Source organism: Enterococcus asini ATCC 700915, from assembly GCF_000407365.1.
In the GTDB taxonomy this organism is placed as follows: Bacteria; Bacillota; Bacilli; order Lactobacillales; family Enterococcaceae; genus Enterococcus_C; species Enterococcus_C asini.
Genome location: NZ_ASVU01000001.1, coordinates 465,733 through 487,611, shown reverse-complemented (window position 1 = coordinate 487,611; position 21,879 = coordinate 465,733). Strand labels below are relative to the sequence as shown.

The following is a 21,879-nucleotide window of genomic DNA, read 5'->3' as shown; positions in this document are numbered from 1 at the left end:
AGGTGTCGGCTTCTTGGCGGCACCTGTTTTTGGCTTTGCTTTTTGTTAAGAAGGCCAAGGAGCGATTGAAATGCAGTGCTTTTTCCGTTATAGTAGGAACGATATTTTTGGAAACGAGGGAACGATTTGAAACCATCTATTTATGGTCTGACCAAGGCGCAATTAATCCAATGGCTAGAAGACCAGGGAGAAAAGAAATTTCGCGCTACCCAGATTTGGGAGTGGCTTTACGATAAGCGAGTGGAACGCTTTGACCAGATGTCCAATCTGGCGAAAAGCTTGATTGAAAAGTTAGAAGAACACTATGTGATCAATCCTCTGACCCAACTAGTGGTGCAAGAAGCCCAAGACGGTACGGTAAAATACTTGTTTGAACTACCGGATCAAATGATGATCGAAACAGTTTTGATGCGACAAGAATACGGTATGTCTGTCTGTGTCACTACCCAAGTCGGCTGTAATATCGGCTGTACTTTCTGTGCCAGTGGTCTTTTGCGAAAACAACGGGATTTGACTGCTGGGGAAATCACCGCTCAAATCATGTTGGTTCAACACTACTTTGATGAACGTGGCCTAGGGGAACGGGTTTCTCACGTGGTGGTTATGGGAATCGGAGAGCCTTTCGACAACTATGACAATGTAATGGACTTTTTGCATATTATCAATGATGCCAAAGGATTGGCCATTGGTGCGCGCCATATTACGGTTTCTACCAGTGGATTGGCCCGGAAGATTCGTGCGTTTGCCGAAGAAGACTTGCAAGTAAACTTGGCAATCTCACTACATGCCCCAAACAATGAAGTTCGTTCTTCCATGATGCGGATAAACAAAAGCTATCCTTTGGAAACACTAATGGAAGCCGTGGATTACTACTTGTCTAAAAACAATCGCCGGATTACTTTTGAGTACATCATGCTAAAAGAAGTCAACGATCGCTTGGAGCACGCGGATCAATTGGCGGATTTATTGCAAGACAAGAAGAAGCTGGCGTATGTGAACTTGATTCCGTACAATCCGGTCAGTGAACACGATCAATACAGCCGGAGCGACAAAGCGGATCAATTGCGTTTTTACGATCGTTTAAAAAAACGGGGAATCAACTGTGTGATCAGAAAAGAACACGGCACAGACATCGATGCAGCCTGCGGACAACTACGAGGCAAGCAAATGAAGAAACGAGCTGCGAAAAGAGCATAAGGCAGTGAAGAGGGCGGATATTTTTTCCGGCCTCTTTTTTTGAAAGGCGAATCATTACCTGAAGAAAGTGGAAACTGGTACAATTGAAGCATTCAAAAAAAGTAGGTGAGAAAATGATCGTCACAGAGTTTGACCGGGAAGATCCGGCGTTAAAAGTCCAATTAGCTGATTTGTTAGAGCAGACTTGGCCAGAAGCTTATGGCGGACAAGGTGCCAAGGAAGTGGATCAACTATTGCAAAAAGACCGCATCGCCATTGTGGCTTTGGCGGACGATGAGTTGATCGGTTTTGTGGGGGCGATTCCTCAATATGATAAAACCGGTTGGGAATTGCATCCTTTAGTGGTGCGAGACAGTCATCGCCGGCAGCGAATTGGCGCTCGTTTAATGACCTTTGTGGAAGATGAAATCGCCTCTCGTGGGGGCTTAGTGGTTTATTTAGGTGCCGATGACGACCACCAACAAACGAGTTTGAGCCAGTTGGATGGGTTTCAAGATCCTTTACAAGCACTCAAAGAAATCAAAAATCTTAATCATCATCCCTTTGAGTTTTATGAAAAACAAGGGTATCAAGTGGTGGGGATGATTCCAGATGCCAGTGGGTGGCAAAAGCCAGATATTTTAATGGCCAAGCGTGTGGCCGAGTACCCAGACGAATTGAAACAACCTGAAAAATGATTAAAAGACTAGTCTTGGCGTCCGACGCCTCAGGCTAGTCTTTTTTTTAACGCTGTATCCGAACGTTTTATTCATCATCGAAGATATTTCAGCAGAAATATACGTTAATCTCTTGATTTTTTTATAAAAATTCATTAGACTGGTCTATAAATCTGAATGTAGTCAATATTCAGAAAACTTTCGGAGGTGAAAAAATGAAGGTGTTAAAGGCTTATAAGTTTCGGCTGTATCCCACCGAAGAGCAACGAAAATTCTTCGTGGAGACATTCGGCTGTGTGCGGTTTACCTACAATGCATTGTTAAAATACCGAGAACAGCGAGAGTCGGCGGCTGATAGCAAACCTTTAACGCCGGCCGCCTTAAAGTGTAGCTATCCTTTTTTAAAGGAAACAGACAGTCTGGCCTTGGCCAATGCCCAGCGCAATTTAGACCGGGCCTTTCGCAATTATTATGCCGGTCGGTGTGGTCATCCCAAATTGAAAACCAAAAAAAATAGTTGGCAGTCGTATACCACCAACAATCAACAAGGGACGATTCGCATTGTGGAAGGACAGCTGAAATTACCGAAGTTGAAATCCTTAGTGCCATTGAAATTGCATCGGGAGGTCAAAGGGACGATTCGTTCGGCGACGATATCGGCTAAAAATCTACGGGAATTTTCGGTTTCATTGCTCTGTGAGGAAGAAGTTGCGCCTTTGCCTAAGACGAATAAGAAGATTGCACTGCACTTTTGTCCGGAGCACTTACTGAGAGAAAAAGGGAAATTCGATTCCGTGTTTTCCCAAGAGCCTTTGCTCGAAAAGATTGTACGGGAAGAGCGACGGTTGCAAAGACGGCAAAAAAGCGCCCAACGTCGTAAGGTGGAATTAGCTGCGGCTCGGAATTATCAAAAACAAAAAGCTCGAGTTGCTGAGTTGCATCGGCACAAACGAGCCCGTCAGCAAAACTATCTAGACGAGCTATCCTTACAAATCGTCGAGGGCTACGATGAGATTTTCCTTTACCCGGCCCGGGGATTACGGGGGAATTTCAGTGGCAGTGATTGGCAACACTTGCTTCAAAAAATCCAGTACAAAGCACACTGGTACGGGAAAACCGTTAGCATTGCTACTTCATAAGCGCACCGCACAAGGAATGAACCAACTGGAAGGGACCCCAGGGCTCGCCTAGGGTATAGAAAAAGTCATGGGACTTTTGTTTCTAGGAATCCGGTCCACTAATTATAAGAAACCATTTTCTAGGCCGCGGATCCTCGCGGCTTTTTTTGATGACAAAAAAAGCGCCCACAACTAGGGGTGAGACAGGTGAAAGCTAGCTTTTTAGGCTAACTTTTTCGAATCACTACTAGCAGGGAACGCTTTTTTATGACTGTTTGCCTTGTAAAACGGCTTCTTTTAAGCGGTAAATCTTCGAAGGACGGCCAATGCCTAAAGGTCGTTCGCCGATTTCATCGAAGTATTGCAACATCGCTTTTTTGTAATTGGAATGATCGATGGAACGAAAATCCACGCCCCAAAACTTGGCGAAGACTTTTCTGGCTTCGGTAATGGTGAAGCTATCTCCTAAGACTTGCAAAACCAAGGGCTCGTGTTCCATTTTGTCGGCCACCCGATTAAAGGCTTTTAAGATGATTTTGCTGTGGTCAAAGGCCAAAGTATCATTGCCGGAAGAGTGGCCACTCTTTAAGTCTAAGATGATTTCCACGCCACCAGAGGTCAGGTAAAGCTGATTGCCTCGGCGTTCCATGTTGAACCAGCGAACTTCATTGGCGTCATCTCCGGCAATCAAAGGTTCTTCGCCGATAAAAGCCAAATAACTCACGGTGACCACCCAGCCTCGGGGATCACGGTTTGGTGTACTAAAGGTGTGGAGTTGCTCGATGTTGTGGGAGCCAATGGTGACGCCGGTTTCTTCTTTGGTTTCACGAATCACACTGTCGTCGGTGGATTCATTAGGATTCACAAAGCCGCCGGGAAGCGCCCAAGAATTGCGATAAGGATGGCCCTTACGTTGGATTAGCAAGGTTTTTAGCTGGTCTTCTTCTTTGTTGTAACACATTAAGACCATGTCCACCGTCAACGAAGGCTTGGCGTATTCCGGATGTTCTTGCCGGTGATACCAGTCTAAAAATTCCGGTTCACTGGCGACTTGTTCGTAGTAGATTTTCTCTTCAAGCTCAGAGGGAAATTCCTTCATGCTGGCGAGCCTCCTGTCAATAACTGTAGTTCTATTGTAGCACGTTTTGCTAGGGACTTTGGCACAAATTAGCCAAAGACAAAGGGGGTAATCAAGTTAAAAAAGAAAAGCAATAAATAAAAAGGGATGGCCCGATTGGCTTTGTCCTTAATGGCCCAAATACCACAGCCAAAAATCAACAGGTACATGAGCAGACGAGCGATTTGCGCAATCGTCAAAAAAGGGCTCAAGAGATCTTGGGTATTGAAATAGCCGTAGATCATAGGATAAAAGCTGGCGAAAACCATCCGTAAAAAGGTCAAGATGGTAATAAGGGCAATCAGATTGCGATGGCGTTTTGGCATGGCTGACTCCGTCTTAAACGGAGTGGGTCACTTCCTTTTTTAGTTTTGTCGCATAAGTTCAGTCTTATCCATTGATTATAGCATTTTTATTAGGAAAGAGAGAAGCCTCACCGTGAGAAAATAATCAGCGAATGAAAAGCATCACAGGAAGCATGAGAGAGTACGAAAAAGGCGCTGGATCGGTCAATGGAGGCTTTTTTGCATGGTGGAGGCGATAAAAGATGTTGTTAAATCGCCGGCCTTTTATGGTATACTACAAAAGAATGAGCGAAGCGTCGGATCATTTTCCGGCCGATGAGGAGGAAGCAAACGTGTCTGAAAAGAAAACCTTTTATATCACGACACCAATCTATTATCCAAGCGGTAAACTACATATCGGTAATTCCTATACGACGATTGCCTGTGATGCAGTTTCTCGTTACAAACGCCTGATGGGCTTTGACGTTTTCTACTTGACCGGCGTGGACGAACACGGTCAAAAAATCGAGAAAAAAGCAGAGGAGCTAGGTGTTGAACCTCAAGCTTATGTGGACCGCATGGCAGCAGACGTGCAAAAATTGTGGAAAACCTTGGACATCAGTTACGACAAATTTATCCGTACCACGGATGATTTCCATAAAGCGGCTATCCAAAAAATCTTCCAACAACTTTTGGATCAAGGGGATATTTACCTAGGGGAATACGAAGGCTGGTACTCCGTATCCGATGAAGAATACTTCACTGAAACCCAGTTAGCGGAAGTTTACAAAGACGAAGAAGGCAAAGTAATCGGCGGGAAAGCGCCAAGTGGTCACGACGTGGAATTGGTCAAAGAAGAGTCTTACTTCTTCCGTATGAGCAAGTATGCGGATCGTTTAGTGGCTTACTACGACGAACACCCTGAATTCATCCAACCAGAGTCTCGGAAAAAAGAGATGATTAACAACTTCATCAAACCAGGCTTGGAAGACTTAGCCGTTTCTCGGACGACTTTCTCTTGGGGGATTCCAGTCAAATCCGATCCAAAACACGTGGTGTATGTGTGGATCGATGCTTTGGCAAACTATATTACAGCATTAGGCTACGGCTCTGATGACGATAGCCTATTCCAAAAATACTGGCCAGCAGACATTCATATGGTGGGGAAAGAAATCGTGCGTTTCCACACCATTTACTGGCCAATCATGTTGATGGCTCTCGACTTGCCATTGCCTAAACAAATCTTCGGCCACGGTTGGTTGATGATGAAAGACGGCAAGATGAGTAAATCTAAAGGCAACGTGGTGTACCCAGAAATGCTAGTGGAACGGTACGGCTTAGATGCTTTGCGTTACTACTTGTTGCGGGCAGTGCCATTTGGTTCTGATGGCGTCTTCACCCCAGAAGACTTCGTAGCCCGGGTGAATTACGACTTGGCCAATGATTTAGGGAACTTGCTAAACCGGACCGTTGCCATGATCAACAAATATTGTGAAGGAATCGTACCGGATTACAAATCAAAAATTACGGCCTTTGACAGCGAATTGTCCACCACGGCGGCTAATGTGGTAGGACGTTACCACCAAGCCATGGATAAATTGGAATTCTCCACGGCTTTAAGCGAGATTTGGACATTGGTTTCCCGGGCGAATAAATACATCGACGAAACCGAACCATGGGTTTTGGCAAAAGATCCTGAGAAGAAAGCCGAACTAGACTCTGTTATGGTGCATTTGGCCGAGTCCTTGCGTATCGTAGCCATCTTGTTGCAACCAATCATGACTCAAACACCGAAACGCATCTTTGAACAACTTGGTTTGGACAAAGAAAAAATGCAGTTGGAAGACTTGCACTTTGGCGAATTCCCAAGTGGCACCCAAGTGGTCGGCAAAGGGACACCGATTTTCCCTCGTTTGGAAATGGATGTAGAAGTCGACTACATTCAAAAGAAAATGAGTGAAGGTGGCGGCAATACGGAAGATACCGTGAAATGGAATCCGGAAGAAACCAAGCTAGCTTCTGAAAAAGGCGAAATCAAATACGATGATTTCGACAAAGTGGAACTAAAAGTTGCCGAAGTCATCGATTGTAAAAAGGTCAAAGGAGCAGACAAGCTCTTGCAACTACGCCTAGCATGCGGGGATGACCAAGACCGCCAAATCCTTTCAGGGATTGCCGAATACTATCCAGACCCAACCGTTTTAATCGGTAAAAAAGTAGTCATCGTGGCTAACTTAAAACCGCGAAAACTACGGGGATTGATCAGTCAAGGCATGGTTCTTTCAGCAGAAGACGACAAAGGCCGTCTAGCTGTGGTGGAAGCACCAAAAGGCATGCCAAACGGCGCGAGCATCGCTTAAGTGTGAATACTAAAGAAGCAACTTCCCGATTGTGGGAAGTTGTTTTTTTTATAGTTGTTCTGCTTGCATGCGATACATTTGATGGTAGATGCCTTCTTTTTGCAAGAGGGTCTCATGAGTGCCTTGCTCTTTAATGGCGCCTTTGTCTAAAACTAAAATCTGTTGAGCCTCTTTAATCGTAGAAAGCCGGTGGGCGATCATAAAAGTGGTCCGACCTTCTTGCAAGACCTCCATGGCTTTTTGAATGATGGCCTCGGTTTCTGTGTCCACGTGACTAGTGGCTTCGTCTAGGATCAAAATCTTTGGATCGAAAACCAGAGCCCGGGCAAAACTGATCAACTGTCTTTCCCCACTGGAAAATTCATTGCCTTTTTCTACTACGGGGTGGTGGATGCCCTCTGGATAACGTTCCAGTAAATAAGCGGCACCGACTTTTTCCAAAGCCGCAATCACCTGTTCATCGTCAATGTCCGCTTGTCCCATGGTGATATTGCTGGCGATGGTTCCCGTGAAGAGGTAAGGGTCCTGTAAGACGATGGCCATGTCTTTTCTCAGGCTGTGACGATTGCAGTCTTTAATCACTTGACCGTCAATGGTAATTGTTCCGGCTTGGGGATCGTAAAAACGAAAGAGCAAGTTCAAAATACTGGATTTCCCGGAACCGGTGTGGCCAACCAGAGCCACGGTTTCTCCGGGGGCGGCAGCAAAAGTAATCTGGTGCAAGACTTCTTGGTCGGGTAAGTAGCCAAAAGAAACCTCGTGAAAGGCCACGGCTCCTTGGGTAATCGTCAGTTCTTTACCACTTTGGTCTTCAATCGGTTCGTCGGCAAAAGCGAAAATCCGCTGACCGGCAGCTAGGGACTGCTGGATATTGGCAAAAATTTGAATCATGCCATCAATCGGGTCAAACAAGCGATTGATATAGTCGATAAAGACGTATAGCAGACCGGCAGAAAGAGTCATACGACCGTCAAGAAACAAGGAAGACAGCGCGATGATCACGGCTAAAATCGTACCGTTGCGCAAAACATTGGCGAAGCCCCAAGCGACGGCGGAGTCCAAGAAGACGTATTTTTTTCCGGCAGCATGCCATTTGCCCACGGTTTCTTTAAATTCCTGTAAGAGCTGGCCTTCCTTTTGAAAAGCTTGAATCACCGGCATCCCTTGGACGAATTCGTTCAGTTGACCGCTGATTTGCGAGGTATACTCGCGGATATCTAAGTTGTAGCGATTAGCGTATTTGGTGTAGAATCGCTGCCACAAGAGCAAAATCGGAATCAAAACCAACAAAGCCGCTCCCAGATAAGGATTCAAAAGTGTAATAGCAATGAAGACACCAATGATGGAAATCAAGTTGCTCAACATATTACTTAAAACGTTCACGTAAAAATTGGAACGGAGCACTTCGGTGTCATTGGTGATCCGTGCGACAATCTTACCCGCGGGAATCTGATCGAAGTAAGAGATGGGCAACTGATGCATGTGGTTAAAGAGATCGTCCCGCATTTCTTTGACGATGCGGTTGGCCATCTTGCGCAAGTTCAAGATACTGATGTAACGAAAGAGAGAGCCGATTAAATTGATACCTAGATAAGCGGCCAACAACATCAGCAGTAATTCGAGATTTAATTTTCCGGTTTGAAAAGCTGGGGTCATGACCTCATCTAAAGAGCGCTTGGCTAAAAGGGGCGTGGTGAGCTCTAGAAAAGCGGCGCTCATTAACAGGCCGGTGCCCAGCAGAAAGGTCGGCTTGTGGTTTTTTAAGTACCCAAACAAGCGTTTAATCGTTGGCAGCAAAGTTGCCACCTCCTTTGATTTGTTGATGGAAGTATTGTTCTTGGTACCAGCCGGGAGTCTGAATCAAGTCTTCATGACGGCCAGACTGGCTGATACGACCTTCGTCTAATACGATAATCTGATCCGCATTGGTAATAGCGGACAGGCGATGGGTGATGATTACCATGGTGGGCGTCTTGGGTAAATGAGCCAAATTGTCAATGATGACTTGCTCTGTTTTGGCATCGACGGCAGAAAGGGCATCGTCTAGTAGTAAGAGTTCCCCTTTGCGTAAGAAGGCCCGGGCTAAGGAGAGCCGCTGTTTTTGCCCCCCGGATAAGGAAACGCCTTTTTCTCCCACTAAGGTATTCAATCCTTGAGGCATGGCGCGGACTTCTTTGGCAAAACTGGCGGTTTCTAACGCTTGCCACAGCTCTTCATCGCTGGCTTGGGCGTTTCCGAACAAGAGATTTTCCCGAATCGAGCGAGAGAACAAGGTGTGTTCTTGGGGAACCTCTGCCAATAGCTGGCGTAAGTCTTGGGTTTTATACGCGGTCAAAGGAGTGTCGTTTACCAAAGGCACTTGATTGGAATAAGGATAGTAATGACCAAACTGACGTAACAATGTGGTCTTGCCACTTCCGGTTTTCCCGACAATTCCGATCACCGCTCCTTTAGGAATGTCTAAGTCGATGTCTTTTAGGACAAGACGTTCGTTTTGGGGGTAATGAAAATTGAACTGTTCAAAACGAAAGTCGGCTAATTCTGGTAAAGGCACGTTGCCATCCGGTTCTAAATCATCGGAGGCTTTTAGAATCTCACTGATCCGGCGCCAAGAAGCGGCACCTTGTTGCATGACATTGACCAAATCACCGGCAGAAATCATCGGCCAGACGATCATGCCCAAATAAACTTGAAACGAAACCATAGCGCCAATGGTAATTTCTTGTTGCGCTACGAAAAAGGCGCCTACACCAAAACTCAAGACGAAACTAGTAGCCAATAAAATCGTAATCAACGGACCAAAACGAGAATCAATCTCCGAAACCTCATTGTTTTTGACCAAGGTTTCGCTGGTTTTTTGTTGGAACTGGTCCGTGGTGGCACCTTCTAAGCCAAATGCTCGGACGACGCGAATGCCGTCGATCATCTCCAAGACCTCGCTGTTCATTTCCGAGACGGCATTTTGGGCTTTAGTAAACTTCGCATCTACCAAAGAGCCCCATTTGAAGATAAAGTAAGCTAGAAAGGGCATGGGCACTAGCGCCACTAAGGTTAATTTCCAGGAGACGGTGATGGCCATCATGCCTAAAATAAAGGCCAGATAGACGCTGGTGTTTAAGAAGACCATCAGACCGTAGCCAATGGTCATGCCCATGACTTGCACATCGTCGTTGGCCCGCGTCATCAAGTCCCCCGTGCGGAAGCGGTGATAAAAAGGCGGCCGCATCTTTAAAAAGTGGCCCATGATTTTTCCTCTGAGCTGACTTTGCATGTCGTAGGAGCCGATAAACAAAAAGTAATTCCAGACGAATTCGGTGACATAGGCGATGGCAATGGCAGCCAAAAAGAGCCCACCGTAGAAGAAGAGCGTCTCCCAAGTGAAGTCGGCCTCCAAAATCGCATCGATAAATAAGCGCAAGAGATAAATCGGTGCGACATACATGGCGCTAGCCGCCAACATAAAGACAACTACCACTGTGTAGCGTAGTTTGTGTTTGGTAAAGTAAGACCATAAATAAGCAAAAATTGCATTCATTTGAATATCCTCGTTTCAAAAAAATTTGGTAACAAAAATCCTCAAGACAAAAAGACTCTACCCGACAAGCGGGTAGAGTCGAAAAAGGCAGAATTGTGCCAATATGCTCCAAAAAGGCCGAAAAATTGCGTAGAGAAGACAGTGACCTTGTTAGAGAGACCCCTCCAGGTTGTAAGGTAAGGAAGCGATTTGAATGTCGGGCGTACGGGTAGTAAGCGTAACGATACTCATAGCTGCCTCCTCCTTCCTGAATAATTTGCCGTCAAATGCGGCGGGATCAACATTGGTTTCGTTTACGTGATTGAGTATACAGGCTTTCTAGTGATAAAACAAGAATAATGAGAATTTTTTGACTTTCTTTTGAATTCAAATCATCTTTTAAAAAAGCAAATGGAGGAAAACTAGGACCTTTTTTGTTCGGTTTTTACCGGTGACCTATGGCTAGGACTACCACTGTTCCGGGAAAAATATTTGCTATAAGCTTCAGGCTCCTATATAATGGCTATTGTACTTATATGTTTTTTCATAGGGGAGTAACTGGCAGCATGGGCTGTGGCAACATCACCAACCGAAAGCAATTTCTGGTGTTGCCTTAATTAGTGAGACTTATGTATGTTGTCTGCATACACAAGTCTATTTTTTTTTACAATGAAATAGACGGTGTGTAATCAAAAGAAGGAGGAAGGAATTTGTCAGAAGAAAAGAAGCAACAAACCCACGCAAACTTCTACGCACAAACAGAAACCGAAGTTGTGCAAGCACTGGGAACGTCTACGGAGGGCTTAACCACTAGTGAAGTGGAAAAACGCCTGGCGACTTATGGGGCCAATGAATTGGAAGAGGGCAAGAAAAAATCCTTGGCTCAAAAGTTCTTTGAACAGTTCAAAGATCTGATGATTTTAGTCTTGTTGGTGGCAGCGGTGATTTCAGCGGTTGTCAGTCATGAAATCGTGGATGCGGCGATTATTTTGGCCGTGGTTATCATCAATGCGGTAATGGGGATCATCCAAGAGTCCAAAGCAGAAGAAGCCATTGAAGCTTTGCGGGATATGTCCACACCAGATGCCAATGTCTTGCGAGATGGGCATGCGAAGAAAGTCAAAAGTACCGAATTGGTTCCCGGGGACATCGTCCTATTAGAAGCCGGTGACGTGGTGCCAGCGGATATGCGCTTAATCGAAGTTAGCTCGCTGAAAATCGAAGAAGCGGCATTGACCGGTGAATCCGTGCCCGTGGAAAAAGAGTTGGTTGTTTTAGAAGGCAATGAGGTCGGTATCGGCGATCGCATTAACATGGCCTTTTCCAATAGTAATGTGACGTATGGTCGCGGGAAAGGGGTTGTTGTTAACACCGGGATGGCTACGGAAGTCGGGAAAATCGCCGGTATGCTAGCAGAAGCAGATGAAACAGAAACCCCGTTGAAAAACAACTTGAACCAATTAGGGAAGTTCTTAACCGCAGCGATTATCGTAATTGCTGTAGTGATGTTCTTTGTAGGGACCGTCTTAAACGATCGCAACTGGGCAGATATGCTCTTGACTTCGATCTCTTTAGCGGTAGCAGCGATTCCAGAAGGCTTGCCAGCCATCGTAACGATTATCTTGGCTTTAGGCACTCAGGTTATGGCGAAACGCAATGCCGTGATTCGGAAATTGCCTGCCGTGGAAACACTAGGTTCTACGGATATCATCTGTTCTGATAAAACCGGGACCTTGACTTTAAACCAAATGACGGTGGAAAAATTGTACACCAATGACCGTCAATACAGCTCTTCTCAACACATTCCAGGAGACAACTTGGCTTTGAAGATCATGAACTTTGCCAATGACACAAAAATTGGTCAAAATGGTGAATTGATCGGGGACCCAACGGAAACGGCGTTAGTCGCGTTCGGGAATGACCAAGGCTTTAACGTAACTGAAAAAGTCAAAGGAGAACCCCGGGTAGCCGAATTGCCTTTTGACTCTGATCGGAAATTAATGTCCACCATTCATAAAATGGATGACGGTCGTTACTTAGTAGCCGTGAAAGGTGCGCCGGATGTTTTAATCGGGCGTTGTAACCAAATCCAAATCTTCGACGAGGTCAAAACTTTGACCAACGAAGAAGAACAAAAAATTGCTACAAACAACAAAGATATGGCAAAACAAGCGCTACGGGTTTTAGGGATGGCCTTTAAATACGTGGATGCCGTGCCAGAACAATTGGAATCGGAAATCGTGGAAAACGATTTGATCTTTGCCGGTTTGGTGGGGATGATTGACCCAGAGCGTTCTGAAGCAGCCGATGCAGTGCGGGTAGCCAAAGACGCAGGGATTCGCCCAATCATGATTACCGGGGACCACCGGGATACAGCAGAAGCCATTGCTGGACGTCTTGGTATCATCAAACCAGGGGATGACGCAGCAGTTCTAACTGGTGCCGAATTGAACCAAATGTCTGATGAAGAATTTGCCAAAAAAGTTACGAACTATTCCGTTTATGCCCGGGTTTCTCCGGAACACAAAGTTCGGATCGTTAAAGCTTGGCAACAGGAAGGCAAAGTCGTGGCTATGACCGGTGACGGGGTCAACGATGCGCCAGCCTTGAAACAAGCCGATATCGGTGTGGGCATGGGGATTACCGGGACCGAAGTTTCCAAAGGGGCTTCCGATATGGTCCTTGCCGACGACAACTTTGCAACCATTGTCGTAGCTGTCGAAGAAGGCCGAAAAGTCTTCTCCAACATTCAAAAAGCCGTGCAATACTTACTAGCAGCTAACCTTGGGGAAGTGCTAACCTTGTTTATCGCTACTATGTTGAACTGGGATACGCTACTACCGATTCACTTGTTGTGGATCAACCTTGTAACCGATACTTTCCCAGCGATTGCGTTGGGGATGGAACCGGCAGAAAAAGATTTGATGGCTCACAAACCACGAGGCCGCAATTCCAACTTGTTCTCTGGTGGGGTCTTCAGTTCCATCATTTACCAAGGGATCTTGGAAGCCGCTACAGTGCTCTTCGTTTACTGGTCTGCGATTCAATGGCCGGTACACACAGGTTATGATGCCATTCACAGCGATGCACTAACCATGGCTTTTGCGACGTTAGGTTTGATGCAGCTCTTCCATGCGTTCAACGTGAAGTCTGTGCACCAATCCTTGTTTAAAGTGGGACCATTTAAGAACCGGGCCTTTAACTGGGCGATTCTCTTGTCCTTCTTCTTGATGATGGTCATCATCATCGTACCTGGACTAAACGATATTTTCCGAGTAGCACACTTGGATCTATATCAATGGGGTATCGTAGTAGGGTCCTCCTTTGCGATTATTCCAATCGTTGAAATCGTGAAATTGATTCAACGGAAAATGGGCAAAGCGTAATTTTTACAATCGGCACCCGGCAGTTTGTTGACTGCCGGGTGTTTTCAGCTTTTCTCCCGTAGAAAAAAAGGCTACAATAGAATTATCAAAGTGAAAGTAGGAATCAGTGTGAAACCAAATACAGGCTTTTATGTACAAAAAATTAACGATATCGTCAAAGAAACCGAAGCAATCGGGGAAAAGATGAATCCAAACTATGAAGCGATTCGCCAAGCAATCGATGAGGATAAATTAGCTGATCTGACACCGGAAAGCTTGCAAGCAACCACGGCAATCTTTGAAGAAGGAACTGCCAAATACCAAGCAATGCTAACGGAAATTAGCCAACTACGCCCACCGGCAAAAGTTTTGGGGATTCATAAAAAGTTTGAAAAAGCATACGAAAACTATGTAGCTGGCTGTGAAGAAATGATTGCCAGCATTCAGAAAACGGTGGATGTACCTGCCTTTGATGCGGCGGAAGCCAAACAAGATGCGGCCACCGATGTGATCTCTTTCGCCATTCAACGGATGACTAATTTATTATTGGGTCGTTAATTAGGTTGAACAAGAGTTATCTAATTTAAAAATAATGTTATTTTTATGAACAAAAGGTTGTTATTGGTTATTATGTATTCATAACCAACAACAACCTTTTTATTTTTCATTTACTCCGCTCGAGAGTAATACTCCTTTTCCACCGGACCTAACCAACCCGGTGGTTTTTTTGTTCCTACAGAGAAATTCAGTGAATAGACTAGAATAATTCTCATTTATATCTAAAATCCTGATTGATAATTTCAAAATATGGAACATGGTTATACAAGTTTTTGTTTGTTGTTTGAAAAAGAGAAAAGATAACGAGTGAAGTAGATTGCTTTTATTGTATTTTGTTATTGAAGATATTGGTGAATTAAATATATGTTTTTTTATCAGGAATTACACTTATAAAAAGCCCTTGCCAATAATTTGGCAAGGGCTTTTTGCTAATTCTCAACATTGCGAACATAATCTTCAAAGTATTGCAAGAGATCTTGTTTTAGCTTTTGGTATTCTTCTTCAGTGAATTCTTTGTCTGGCAGATTACCGGAGAAGGCTGGGATTTTCAGCTCTTCTTTCAGGCGTTTGCGGACTTCATCTTGATTCATAGGTACGTTCCTTTCTCTTAAAGTAGATCGAAGCTAGCGGTTAGCCCTTCGTATTCGTCTTGCATGCGTTTCAAACAAGCAGCAAAGCTCACCAAGTCATCGTTGTCATGGAAGAGGATTTGCTTTAATTCAAAGTAAAACTCGTCGAAGGCATTGACAAAGTCGGCTACTTCTTGAGTTTGTAATTCCACGTTTTGATCGCAACGAATGTAGGCTTTTTCGGCTAAGGCATAAGCTTCAGCCGTGGTCAAAATGGCCAAGTATTCATTGTAGCGACGAGTGGTCACCAGATCAAAACAAGATTGGCATTTGTTGAGTAAGTTTGAAAAGTCCTTTAACAATAGTTCAACTGGGGTTTTCGAAAACATCGAATCGCTCCTTTTTGTTTTAAAGTGGATAGACACAAACCGCTTCTGGGGCAAAAACATCTTTTTCCAACAAGGTCAAATGACCGCTCTCGGCGTCTCTGGCGTATAAGGTTAGGTTGTCGGAATTTTGGTTGGCACAAACGACAAATGCTTCTTCGCCAGCCAAATGGAAGTCCCGGGGAAAGTCCCCTTCTGTGGAAATCCATTGTTCAGGCGTCAGGTAAGTTCCTTCTTTGTCAATGGCGAATACGACCACTGAGTTGTGGCCCCGATTGGAGGCATAAAGGAAGCGCCCGTCTTGGGTCACTCGAATGGCTGCGCCGCCGTTAGCTCCGGTAAAGCCCTCGGGCAAAGTGGACAATTTTTGGAGTTGGCTGAAGCTTCCTGTGGTTGCATCGTAACGCAAAACGGTCACGGTACTGTCCAGTTCCCCAAAGAGATAAGCGATTTCGCCATTAGGATGAAAGGCCAAATGTCTTGGGCCGGTGCCGTCTTCTGCCACATAAACCCCGACTTCCGTGAGTTGGCCTTCATTGGAGACATCATAGGTGTACACTCGATCGGTACCCAGGTCGCATACGGCTAGGCGTTTGTCTGGCGTTAAGTCCGTGTAGTGCACGTGAGGTTTGTCTTGGTTTTCATTGCTGCCACAAGGTTCATCGTGGAAAACTTGGTCCGTGGCAGTCAGGCTACCGTCGTCCTCGATGCGATAGACATTGACTTCGCCTTTGTGGTAGTTGGCACCATAGACTAGTTGCCGTTCTTCATCTACAGCCACGTAGCACAAAGGGGCGCCTTCTTCTGTGACCGCATTCAAAAAATGCTGATTGGCATCATAGGCACTACAGCCACCTTTGCCATCCACCGTAGTGACCGAGTAGAGATTACCGGCTTGGCTTTTGGCCAAATAGGTAGGACTGGTTTCTGGAACTAAGAGCTCCAGATTGGTCAAAGCTTTGGCTGTCGTATCCAATTGAATCTGATAAATCCCTTGGCTTTTGCGACGGGTATAAGTACCTAGTAAAATGGTTTGTTGCATGAAAATCCTCCTTTGCTCCCTCCTGGCAATGCTCCTTTGAGGGACGGGCGTTTTTAGGTAGTTGCTAGGGATATTGTATCATATTCTAGCATTACTGCCTGCCAAAAGAGCCGGTTGTGCTATACTGAAGAGAGAATGAACCTGGCTGTTTTAAGATGGAAAAGCATGCCGAAATAGGTGCTTTTAGGAAGCCAGGGAAGGGAGTAATTTCATGATTGATGGAAAGATTATCGACATTGGCGAAGAGGCTTTAGCAGAAGACGACAATCTGGTATTGTTTTTTGGCCCGACGGTCACCCCTGGGTTGCGGCCGTACGCGGTGGTACAGGAAATCACTCGGCCAGAGGAGATTACTTTGCGAGTAGGACGCCAGATTCTTTTTGGTGGGGAAAGTTATCAGATTCAAGCGGTGGGTTCTTTAGCCGAGGCTAATTTAAAAGCAATTGGCCATGTAACTATGGTCTTCGGGGAGGTTTCCCAGCCGGAATTGGTCAATGCGATTTATTTAAGTCCGGCAAAAGTACCTGATTTTACTGTGGGGCAGTTGATTCAATACCCGGGAGGTGCTCAGGATGAATGAGCGAGAAGGGCGTAAGAAAAATTCCTGGTTTTGGCGCTGGTTTTTAAACAATCAAGTAGTGACGGCCTTGCTGATCGTCCTCTTGATTCTCTTGATTTTGATTGCTTTTACAAAGGTTTCTTATCTATTTGAACCCATTTGGCAATTTATCGGAGTAGTCAGCCTGCCCATCGTCTTGGCCGGAATCTTTTATTACTTATTGAATCCTGCGGTGGACTTTTTGGAGAAGAAAGGCCTGAAGCGGGTCTATGGCATCATCTTGCTTTTCCTAATCGTTGTGGGATTAATTGTTTGGGGCGTGGTGGTCATCGTGCCGAAAATCCAGGAGCAAAGCATGAGTTTTGCCAATAATTTCCCGGATTATATGAACACGGTGGATGAGAAGGCTCGTGAAATTTTACGGGATCCGATTTTTGCCCAGTTCCAAACCCAAATAGAGAATTATTCGGATAAATTAATGGCGACACTAACGGATTTTATCCAGAATTTTTCTAAGAGTACGATTTCCAGTGTAGGGAAAATCGTCAGTGCCGTGGCCAATGTAGTGGTGGCGATCATGACCTTTCCTTTTATCTTGTTCTTCCTCTTAAAGGACGGCCGGCGTCTAGCTCCTTACATGGTGCGCATCTTGCCTAACCGTTGGCGGAAACCTACCTTAACCGTTATTGACGAAATGAACGAGCAGGTTTCTTCTTACATTCGCGGGCAGTTAACCGTGGCTCTAGCGGTGGCGATTCTCTTTATCATCGGCTTTTCGATTATCGGCTTGGACTATGCCGTGACGCTGGGCATTGTGGCCGGCGTTTTGAACATGATTCCTTATCTCGGATCGTTTCTAGCGATGATTCCGGCGATTTTCTTAGGGATTGTGGCGGGGCCTGTGATGCTGATTAAGGTCATCGTGGTCTTTGTCATTGAACAAACCATCGAAGGTCGCGTGGTATCGCCATTAGTTCTAGGCAGTCAGTTGTCGATTCATCCGGTGACGATTTTACTAGTCTTGCTAACCTCAGGAAAACTCTTTGGCTTGCTTGGAGTGGTCTTCGGGATTCCCATCTATGCGGCGGGTAAAGTCCTATTGACTCATCTATTTGACTGGTACAAACGAGAATCTCGTTACTATTATGACGAGGAAGAGGCAAATGAAGACATACCGCCGGAGTCTTGATAAGACACCGGTAGCTAACAAAAAAAGTCGGAAAATCCCATATGGGGTTCCCGACTTTTTGTTTGAGTACTGTTTTTAGGCAACCGCTACGAATGCTTGACGATAAGCTCGCATACCACCGATAACGTGCACGGCATTGTAACCTTTGTTGACTAAGAAGTTCGCTAAGACTTCCGAACGCCGACCAGAGTGACTTAACACAAAATAAGTCTTGTCTTTTGCCAGTTCACCGAACCGATTTGGTACGGAAGTGGCTGGCATGGAAATGGCATTATCCAAGTGGTATTCGGCAAAGGATGAATGGTCGCGGGTATCTAAAATGACGACAGCATCATCGTGGAAGTGATTGGCAAAATCTTGTACAGAGATTGAAGGCATGTGTCTTCCCAACTTTCTTTTCTTGATTTGTCAAAATTCTAGGCTATTTAACCAAAATTTTCAAGGAAATTGGTAGTTTCTGAAAAATGTATTAAGAGATGCCGAGAGGAAATAACACTTTGGGCTTGAACTACATGCCTAGACATGTGCAAGGAGTAGGGCTAGTGGGTTTGGGAGATTATGAGAGTAAAAAAGCCCATTTGCTACTTACTTCGCGACTGATCAAAACGAGGCACAATTCGGTAGTTTTTCTGCGCGCTGTTTTTGAACTGTTGTACTATTTGCATTCTTTAGATCAGCGACCAATATTTTTTCAATAAGTTAAAATCTTGATTTAACAAATACGTAAGCGTTTCAACAAAAAACTTTTCAGGAAGAAAAAATTCTAGTACAATAAAGATAGTTCTGTGTCACTTGAGACCCCCAAAAGAAATGGAGGCCTGCAATGTTCCAACGTTTGACTATGAGTAACCATCTTTTGTATGCTTTAAAAATCGGTATCGGTAGTGGGATATCGATCTATGTGGCGGAAGGATTGCAACTGGAGTATGCCTCTTCTGCTGGCATCATCACTTTGCTGACCATTGCTTCCACGAAGTCCGAAACTTTGCGACTGGGCTGGCATCGTTTGCTTACGTTTATCGGTACCGTGGCTTTGTGTTGGCTATTAAACACGGTGATCAATGCGGAGTGGATTGCCTATGCCGTGGTCATGGTGGTTTTGACCTTTGCTTTGAGTTTGCGCAGTTTGCTAGCGACACTTTCGGTGAATGCCGTGGTGGTCAGTCATCTTCTGCGAGCCCCGGACCAGACCATCACCTTAGCGCTTTTAATCAATGAATTTTTATTATTGCTGATTGGTTTAATTATCGCGGTCATCGTCAATCATTTCCAAAACTATGAGAGCCAAAAGAAGTACCTGGAAAATGCAGTTCGTGCCACAGACCAAGCTTTGGAAGAGATATTTAACAAGCTCTCCGCTTATTTGAAAGATCCTGCGCTTAACAATCAAGTCTGGGAAGACATCATTCAGCTGGAAAAAGATATTTTAAGCTACACGGCGATTGCTTTTCAGTACCAACAAAATCGTCGGCCACAACGGGACAATTACTATGTGGATTATTTTGAAATGCGTCTGCAACAGAGCAGTGTGCTCCACAATCTCCATTATGAGATGAAAAAGATACGAGTATTTCAAAGTGATTCACAAATCGTGGCGGCTTTTCTCGATTCCATGATTGCCCACTTGCCGGAGATGCATGCTCCCCAAGAACAGCTAAGTGGCCTGGATGATTTGATTTTACAAATTCAAGAAGAAAATCTACCTGCCACCCGAGATGAATTTCTCAGCAAGGCCCGTCTGTATCATATCCTAATGGACATCGAGGAATTCTTGAAATTCAAAGAGCGTTTTGTGGCAAGTTTAGACTCGTGATTGGAAGAAAGACAATAAACAAAAAAGGAGCGCCTTTAATAGGGCTCCTTTTTCGTTTATTCATAGAGTTCGCTGACTTTCTCTAGTGCTTGTTTGTGTGGCGCATTGGGCATGATCCGGGCGACGAAGGTTTCCCCTTTTTTCGTGAATTGCAGATTGCTTTCGGTGAGATTGTCTTGATCGTACCGTTGGACAAATTCGTCTTCGAGCTTTTCGTTGATCCAGATGATATCGATCTCTTTGGCTGCTAGTTGGGTGCCGATGACTTCGGCGCTTTGACTATCGTCGAGATTGGCCGTGTCCACTAGTACGCGTTCTTTTTCAGAAGGCTGCAATAACTCTTCGTAAGTCGTAGTAAGGTCTGCGGCCAGCCAGTTGTCTGCTCCTTGCTCCGTGAGAACTTTGCTGCGGAAGATGACTTCTTGGCGGGTGAGAAGACTGCCCAGAAAGAGCCCGATGGCAATCAAGGCAATCAGCGCCCCAATAAGGATTTCCTTGTAAGCATAAAGAAAATACAGCACTTTGTCCTTGCCTTGTTTTTGGGCCAAAGTTTCTTTGATGATTGGTTTCATGATTTCTCCTTTGAAAACGGTATACTTGTATTCTACTCATAAGTTTCATTGAAGACAATTGCTTTTCCAATCTTCACAGGATTTTCATAAGTTATCCTTGCCGTCTTTCATGAAGGGATCTTTGAAAAAGGGTCTTTCATTGCTTCCGTATCACTTCTTTGGGACAATAGAAAAAAAGAGACAGGGGATGGAAAATGTGACGGATTTTCAGCAAGTATTTAGCCCGACACAACAATTTTTGTTACTGCAAGCTTATGTGGATCAAGTCTTAACGGAAGCGGAGTTGTTGAATTTTTCTTTATTGGAGACAACCGATCAAGTACCCGTGGTCTTTTACTCAAAAGGGATGCTTGTGATTACTCCGGCGGTGGACTTTGATCAATTTAGCCATGCGTTTTATCCGGCAAAAGACTTGGGACTGCGCCAAGCACAGGAAAAGCTAGAAATCACTGCATCGACTGGGCACTGGGAGTTGGCTTTTCAAGATGAAGCAGAAGCCCGGCAGATGAAAGCCGATCTTACGTATTTGCTTCAGCAGACAGCAGAGCAATGAGAGCTGCCTAAGTCTGTAAAAAGTCGGAAATCCAGGTGAAAATACCTGAGCAAAGGGGGAGTCTTTGCGAAATTGCGCAGCCTTGAAGAAGAAAAGCTACAAGAAAAAGGTTTTCGATTGCCGAAACAGGCTTTTCTCAGTAGAATAGGTAAGGGAAGAGGAGCGTGACGTATGTGGATTTTAGGTTAGGGGAAGAAACCCGTGTTGAAACAGTTGCCATTCGGGTGAAGGATCGCGATGCAATGATTGCCTTTTATCGGGACATCATCGGCTTCACTTTGAAGCGGGAAGAAAATGAGTTGGCCATCATGGGCAACCAAAAAGCCGAGGATGAAAGTCTCTGGCTAGAGGAAAGCCCTCGAGCGGAGGACTTTTTTGGCGAGCAGAAAAAATTACAGCGCATTAGTTTGGTGATTCCAACTGAAGCTGAACTGGCAGATTTGGCCAAACGGATTCGCAGTCATGAATATCCGATTGTGGATGCTTTATGGGATCAAGGAGTCATGGGGATTCTTTTGAATGATCCAGAAGGCAATCAAATCGAGGTTTATTACGGTCAAGAAAAAGTAGGCTCGCAAACGCCGGAACCTTTGCAGTACGAAAAATTGGCTAAAAAGGCGACGGGAGCATATCCAAAGCTTTCGCCAGAGGTTCACTTTGACAAAGTTCATTTGAACACGGCTCAATTAGCCGAAGAAGATGCGTTTTTGCGGAACCTTGGTTTTGCGATTAAAGACGAAACCACAGGGATTCGGGTGCTAAACGAAGGCCGCTTCCACGTGGGCTTAACCGCAGCTTTAGGGGGCACCGTGGAGCTAAAGACGGACGATGTCTTAGGCTTGGACTTTTTGAAGTTTCGCGTGAGTGAGACGGATTTGCAGAATCTGATTGACCATTTGCAAACCATCGAGTGGCCGTTTTATGCGGATAAAAAGCAATCCATTGTGACTGTCTATGATCCGACCGGAATCGAATGGTGGTTCACAAAATAATTTTTTTAAACTGCCGGTTTGCCGAAAAGGCCTGG

At 45.1% G+C, this 21,879-nt stretch carries 20 protein-coding genes; 11 read left to right on the top strand and 9 right to left on the bottom strand.

What is annotated here, in order from left to right:
- Positions 1–126: 126 nt before the first annotated feature.
- From rlmN to I579_RS02380, 3 genes are all read left to right on the top strand, one after another.
- Positions 127–1,197, top strand: coding sequence for a dual-specificity RNA methyltransferase RlmN (rlmN, locus tag I579_RS02390; RefSeq protein WP_010752788.1), 1,071 nt, complete (start codon positions 127–129; stop codon positions 1,195–1,197).
- A gap of 113 nt (positions 1,198–1,310) precedes the next feature.
- On the top strand, positions 1,311–1,874 hold the full coding sequence (locus I579_RS02385) for an aminoglycoside 6'-N-acetyltransferase (RefSeq protein ID WP_010752789.1): 564 nt from the start codon (positions 1,311–1,313) through the stop codon (positions 1,872–1,874).
- 194 nt (positions 1,875–2,068) lie between these two features.
- Positions 2,069–2,992 (top strand): RNA-guided endonuclease InsQ/TnpB family protein, encoded by a 924-nt coding sequence (locus tag I579_RS02380; protein ID WP_010752790.1) that lies wholly within the window; start codon positions 2,069–2,071, stop codon positions 2,990–2,992.
- Between the two features lie 244 nt (positions 2,993–3,236).
- Here I579_RS02380 and I579_RS02375 read toward each other — a convergent pair whose 3' ends face one another.
- Both I579_RS02375 and I579_RS02370 read right to left on the bottom strand, forming a co-directional pair.
- Positions 3,237–4,070: an NUDIX domain-containing protein gene (locus I579_RS02375; RefSeq protein ID WP_010752791.1), complete on the bottom strand. Its 834-nt coding sequence runs from the start codon at positions 4,068–4,070 to the stop codon at positions 3,237–3,239.
- 68 nt (positions 4,071–4,138) lie between these two features.
- On the bottom strand, positions 4,139–4,414 hold the full coding sequence (locus I579_RS02370; protein ID WP_010752792.1) for a hypothetical protein: 276 nt from the start codon (positions 4,412–4,414) through the stop codon (positions 4,139–4,141).
- A gap of 311 nt (positions 4,415–4,725) precedes the next feature.
- Here I579_RS02370 and metG point away from each other — a divergent pair, with 311 nt between their 5' ends.
- Positions 4,726–6,732, top strand: a complete 2,007-nt coding sequence (gene metG / locus I579_RS02365; RefSeq protein WP_034810358.1) for a methionine--tRNA ligase — start codon at positions 4,726–4,728, stop codon at positions 6,730–6,732.
- Positions 6,733–6,780: 48 nt separating this feature from the next.
- Here the strand turns inward: metG and I579_RS02360 are convergent, their stop codons facing one another.
- Together I579_RS02360 and I579_RS02355 are read right to left on the bottom strand one after the other, a co-directional pair.
- Positions 6,781–8,529 (bottom strand): ABC transporter ATP-binding protein, encoded by a 1,749-nt coding sequence (locus I579_RS02360; RefSeq protein WP_010752794.1) that lies wholly within the window; start codon positions 8,527–8,529, stop codon positions 6,781–6,783.
- On the bottom strand, positions 8,513–10,267 hold the full coding sequence (locus I579_RS02355) for an ABC transporter ATP-binding protein (protein WP_010752795.1): 1,755 nt from the start codon (positions 10,265–10,267) through the stop codon (positions 8,513–8,515). Before I579_RS02355 ends, I579_RS02360 begins: the two co-directional genes overlap by 17 nt.
- Positions 10,268–10,956: 689 nt before the next feature.
- Here I579_RS02355 and I579_RS02350 point away from each other — a divergent pair.
- Positions 10,957–13,632: a calcium-translocating P-type ATPase, PMCA-type gene (locus I579_RS02350; protein ID WP_010752796.1), complete on the top strand. Its 2,676-nt coding sequence runs from the start codon at positions 10,957–10,959 to the stop codon at positions 13,630–13,632.
- A gap of 108 nt (positions 13,633–13,740) precedes the next feature.
- A complete protein-coding gene (locus I579_RS02345; protein ID WP_010752797.1) occupies positions 13,741–14,169 on the top strand; it encodes a hypothetical protein in 429 nt (142 codons plus the stop codon).
- Between the two features lie 428 nt (positions 14,170–14,597).
- Here I579_RS02345 and I579_RS12880 read toward each other — a convergent pair whose 3' ends face one another.
- Genes I579_RS12880 through I579_RS02335 form a run of 3 tightly spaced genes read right to left on the bottom strand, consistent with a single transcriptional unit; the run spans position 14,598 to position 16,166 of the window.
- Positions 14,598–14,759, bottom strand: a complete 162-nt coding sequence (locus I579_RS12880) for a hypothetical protein (protein ID WP_010752798.1) — start codon at positions 14,757–14,759, stop codon at positions 14,598–14,600.
- Between the two features lie 17 nt (positions 14,760–14,776).
- A complete protein-coding gene (locus I579_RS02340; RefSeq protein WP_010752799.1) occupies positions 14,777–15,127 on the bottom strand; it encodes a hypothetical protein in 351 nt (116 codons plus the stop codon).
- Between the two features lie 19 nt (positions 15,128–15,146).
- Complete coding sequence (locus I579_RS02335) at positions 15,147–16,166, bottom strand: lactonase family protein (RefSeq protein WP_010752800.1); 1,020 nt, start codon at positions 16,164–16,166, stop codon at positions 15,147–15,149.
- A gap of 211 nt (positions 16,167–16,377) precedes the next feature.
- On the opposite strand from I579_RS02335, the gene I579_RS02330 reads away from it, so the two are divergent.
- Both I579_RS02330 and I579_RS02325 read left to right on the top strand, forming a co-directional pair.
- Positions 16,378–16,746 carry a PTS glucitol/sorbitol transporter subunit IIA gene (locus I579_RS02330; protein ID WP_010752801.1) on the top strand — a complete coding sequence of 123 codons (369 nt, stop codon included), beginning with the start codon at positions 16,378–16,380 and terminating at the stop codon, positions 16,744–16,746.
- The gene (locus tag I579_RS02325; RefSeq protein ID WP_010752802.1) at positions 16,739–17,914 is read left to right on the top strand and encodes an AI-2E family transporter; all 1,176 of its coding nucleotides are present in this window, start codon (positions 16,739–16,741) and stop codon (positions 17,912–17,914) included. The genes I579_RS02330 and I579_RS02325 overlap by 8 nt, the downstream gene beginning before the upstream one ends.
- Positions 17,915–17,989: 75 nt before the next feature.
- On the opposite strand, the gene I579_RS02320 is transcribed toward I579_RS02325, so the two are convergent.
- On the bottom strand, positions 17,990–18,292 hold the full coding sequence (locus I579_RS02320; RefSeq protein ID WP_010752803.1) for a rhodanese-like domain-containing protein: 303 nt from the start codon (positions 18,290–18,292) through the stop codon (positions 17,990–17,992).
- A gap of 445 nt (positions 18,293–18,737) precedes the next feature.
- Here I579_RS02320 and I579_RS02315 point away from each other — a divergent pair, with 445 nt between their 5' ends.
- The gene (locus tag I579_RS02315) at positions 18,738–19,727 is read left to right on the top strand and encodes an aromatic acid exporter family protein (protein ID WP_010752804.1); all 990 of its coding nucleotides are present in this window, start codon (positions 18,738–18,740) and stop codon (positions 19,725–19,727) included.
- 56 nt (positions 19,728–19,783) lie between these two features.
- Here the strand turns inward: I579_RS02315 and I579_RS02310 are convergent, their stop codons facing one another.
- Positions 19,784–20,299 carry a hypothetical protein gene (locus I579_RS02310; RefSeq protein WP_010752805.1) on the bottom strand — a complete coding sequence of 172 codons (516 nt, stop codon included), beginning with the start codon at positions 20,297–20,299 and terminating at the stop codon, positions 19,784–19,786.
- A 187-nt stretch (positions 20,300–20,486) separates the two neighbouring features.
- Between I579_RS02310 and I579_RS02305 the strand changes: the two genes are divergently transcribed.
- The gene (locus I579_RS02305; protein WP_010752806.1) at positions 20,487–20,852 is read left to right on the top strand and encodes a hypothetical protein; all 366 of its coding nucleotides are present in this window, start codon (positions 20,487–20,489) and stop codon (positions 20,850–20,852) included.
- A gap of 173 nt (positions 20,853–21,025) precedes the next feature.
- Positions 21,026–21,844 carry a VOC family protein gene (locus I579_RS02300; protein ID WP_010752807.1) on the top strand — a complete coding sequence of 273 codons (819 nt, stop codon included), beginning with the start codon at positions 21,026–21,028 and terminating at the stop codon, positions 21,842–21,844.
- Positions 21,845–21,879 lie beyond the last annotated feature (35 nt).

Excerpts from the sequence above, each read along its gene's own strand:
- I579_RS02335 (WP_010752800.1), bottom strand. The coding sequence starts at position 16,166 with ATGCAACAAACCATTTTACTAGGTACTTATACCCGTCGCAAAAGCCAA.
- I579_RS02355 (WP_010752795.1), bottom strand. The coding sequence starts at position 10,267 with ATGAATGCAATTTTTGCTTATTTATGGTCTTACTTTACCAAACACAAA.
- I579_RS02370 (WP_010752792.1), bottom strand. The coding sequence starts at position 4,414 with ATGCCAAAACGCCATCGCAATCTGATTGCCCTTATTACCATCTTGACC.
- I579_RS02385 (WP_010752789.1), top strand. The coding sequence starts at position 1,311 with ATGATCGTCACAGAGTTTGACCGGGAAGATCCGGCGTTAAAAGTCCAA.
- I579_RS02375 (WP_010752791.1), bottom strand. The coding sequence starts at position 4,070 with ATGAAGGAATTTCCCTCTGAGCTTGAAGAGAAAATCTACTACGAACAA.
- I579_RS12880 (WP_010752798.1), bottom strand. The coding sequence starts at position 14,759 with ATGAATCAAGATGAAGTCCGCAAACGCCTGAAAGAAGAGCTGAAAATC.
- I579_RS02315 (WP_010752804.1), top strand. The coding sequence starts at position 18,738 with ATGTTCCAACGTTTGACTATGAGTAACCATCTTTTGTATGCTTTAAAA.
- I579_RS02380 (WP_010752790.1), top strand. The coding sequence starts at position 2,069 with ATGAAGGTGTTAAAGGCTTATAAGTTTCGGCTGTATCCCACCGAAGAG.
- I579_RS02330 (WP_010752801.1), top strand. The coding sequence starts at position 16,378 with ATGATTGATGGAAAGATTATCGACATTGGCGAAGAGGCTTTAGCAGAA.
- I579_RS02320 (WP_010752803.1), bottom strand. The coding sequence starts at position 18,292 with ATGCCTTCAATCTCTGTACAAGATTTTGCCAATCACTTCCACGATGAT.
- I579_RS02325 (WP_010752802.1), top strand. The coding sequence starts at position 16,739 with ATGAATGAGCGAGAAGGGCGTAAGAAAAATTCCTGGTTTTGGCGCTGG.
- I579_RS02305 (WP_010752806.1), top strand. The coding sequence starts at position 20,487 with ATGGAAAATGTGACGGATTTTCAGCAAGTATTTAGCCCGACACAACAA.
- I579_RS02310 (WP_010752805.1), bottom strand. The coding sequence starts at position 20,299 with ATGAAACCAATCATCAAAGAAACTTTGGCCCAAAAACAAGGCAAGGAC.
- I579_RS02340 (WP_010752799.1), bottom strand. The coding sequence starts at position 15,127 with ATGTTTTCGAAAACCCCAGTTGAACTATTGTTAAAGGACTTTTCAAAC.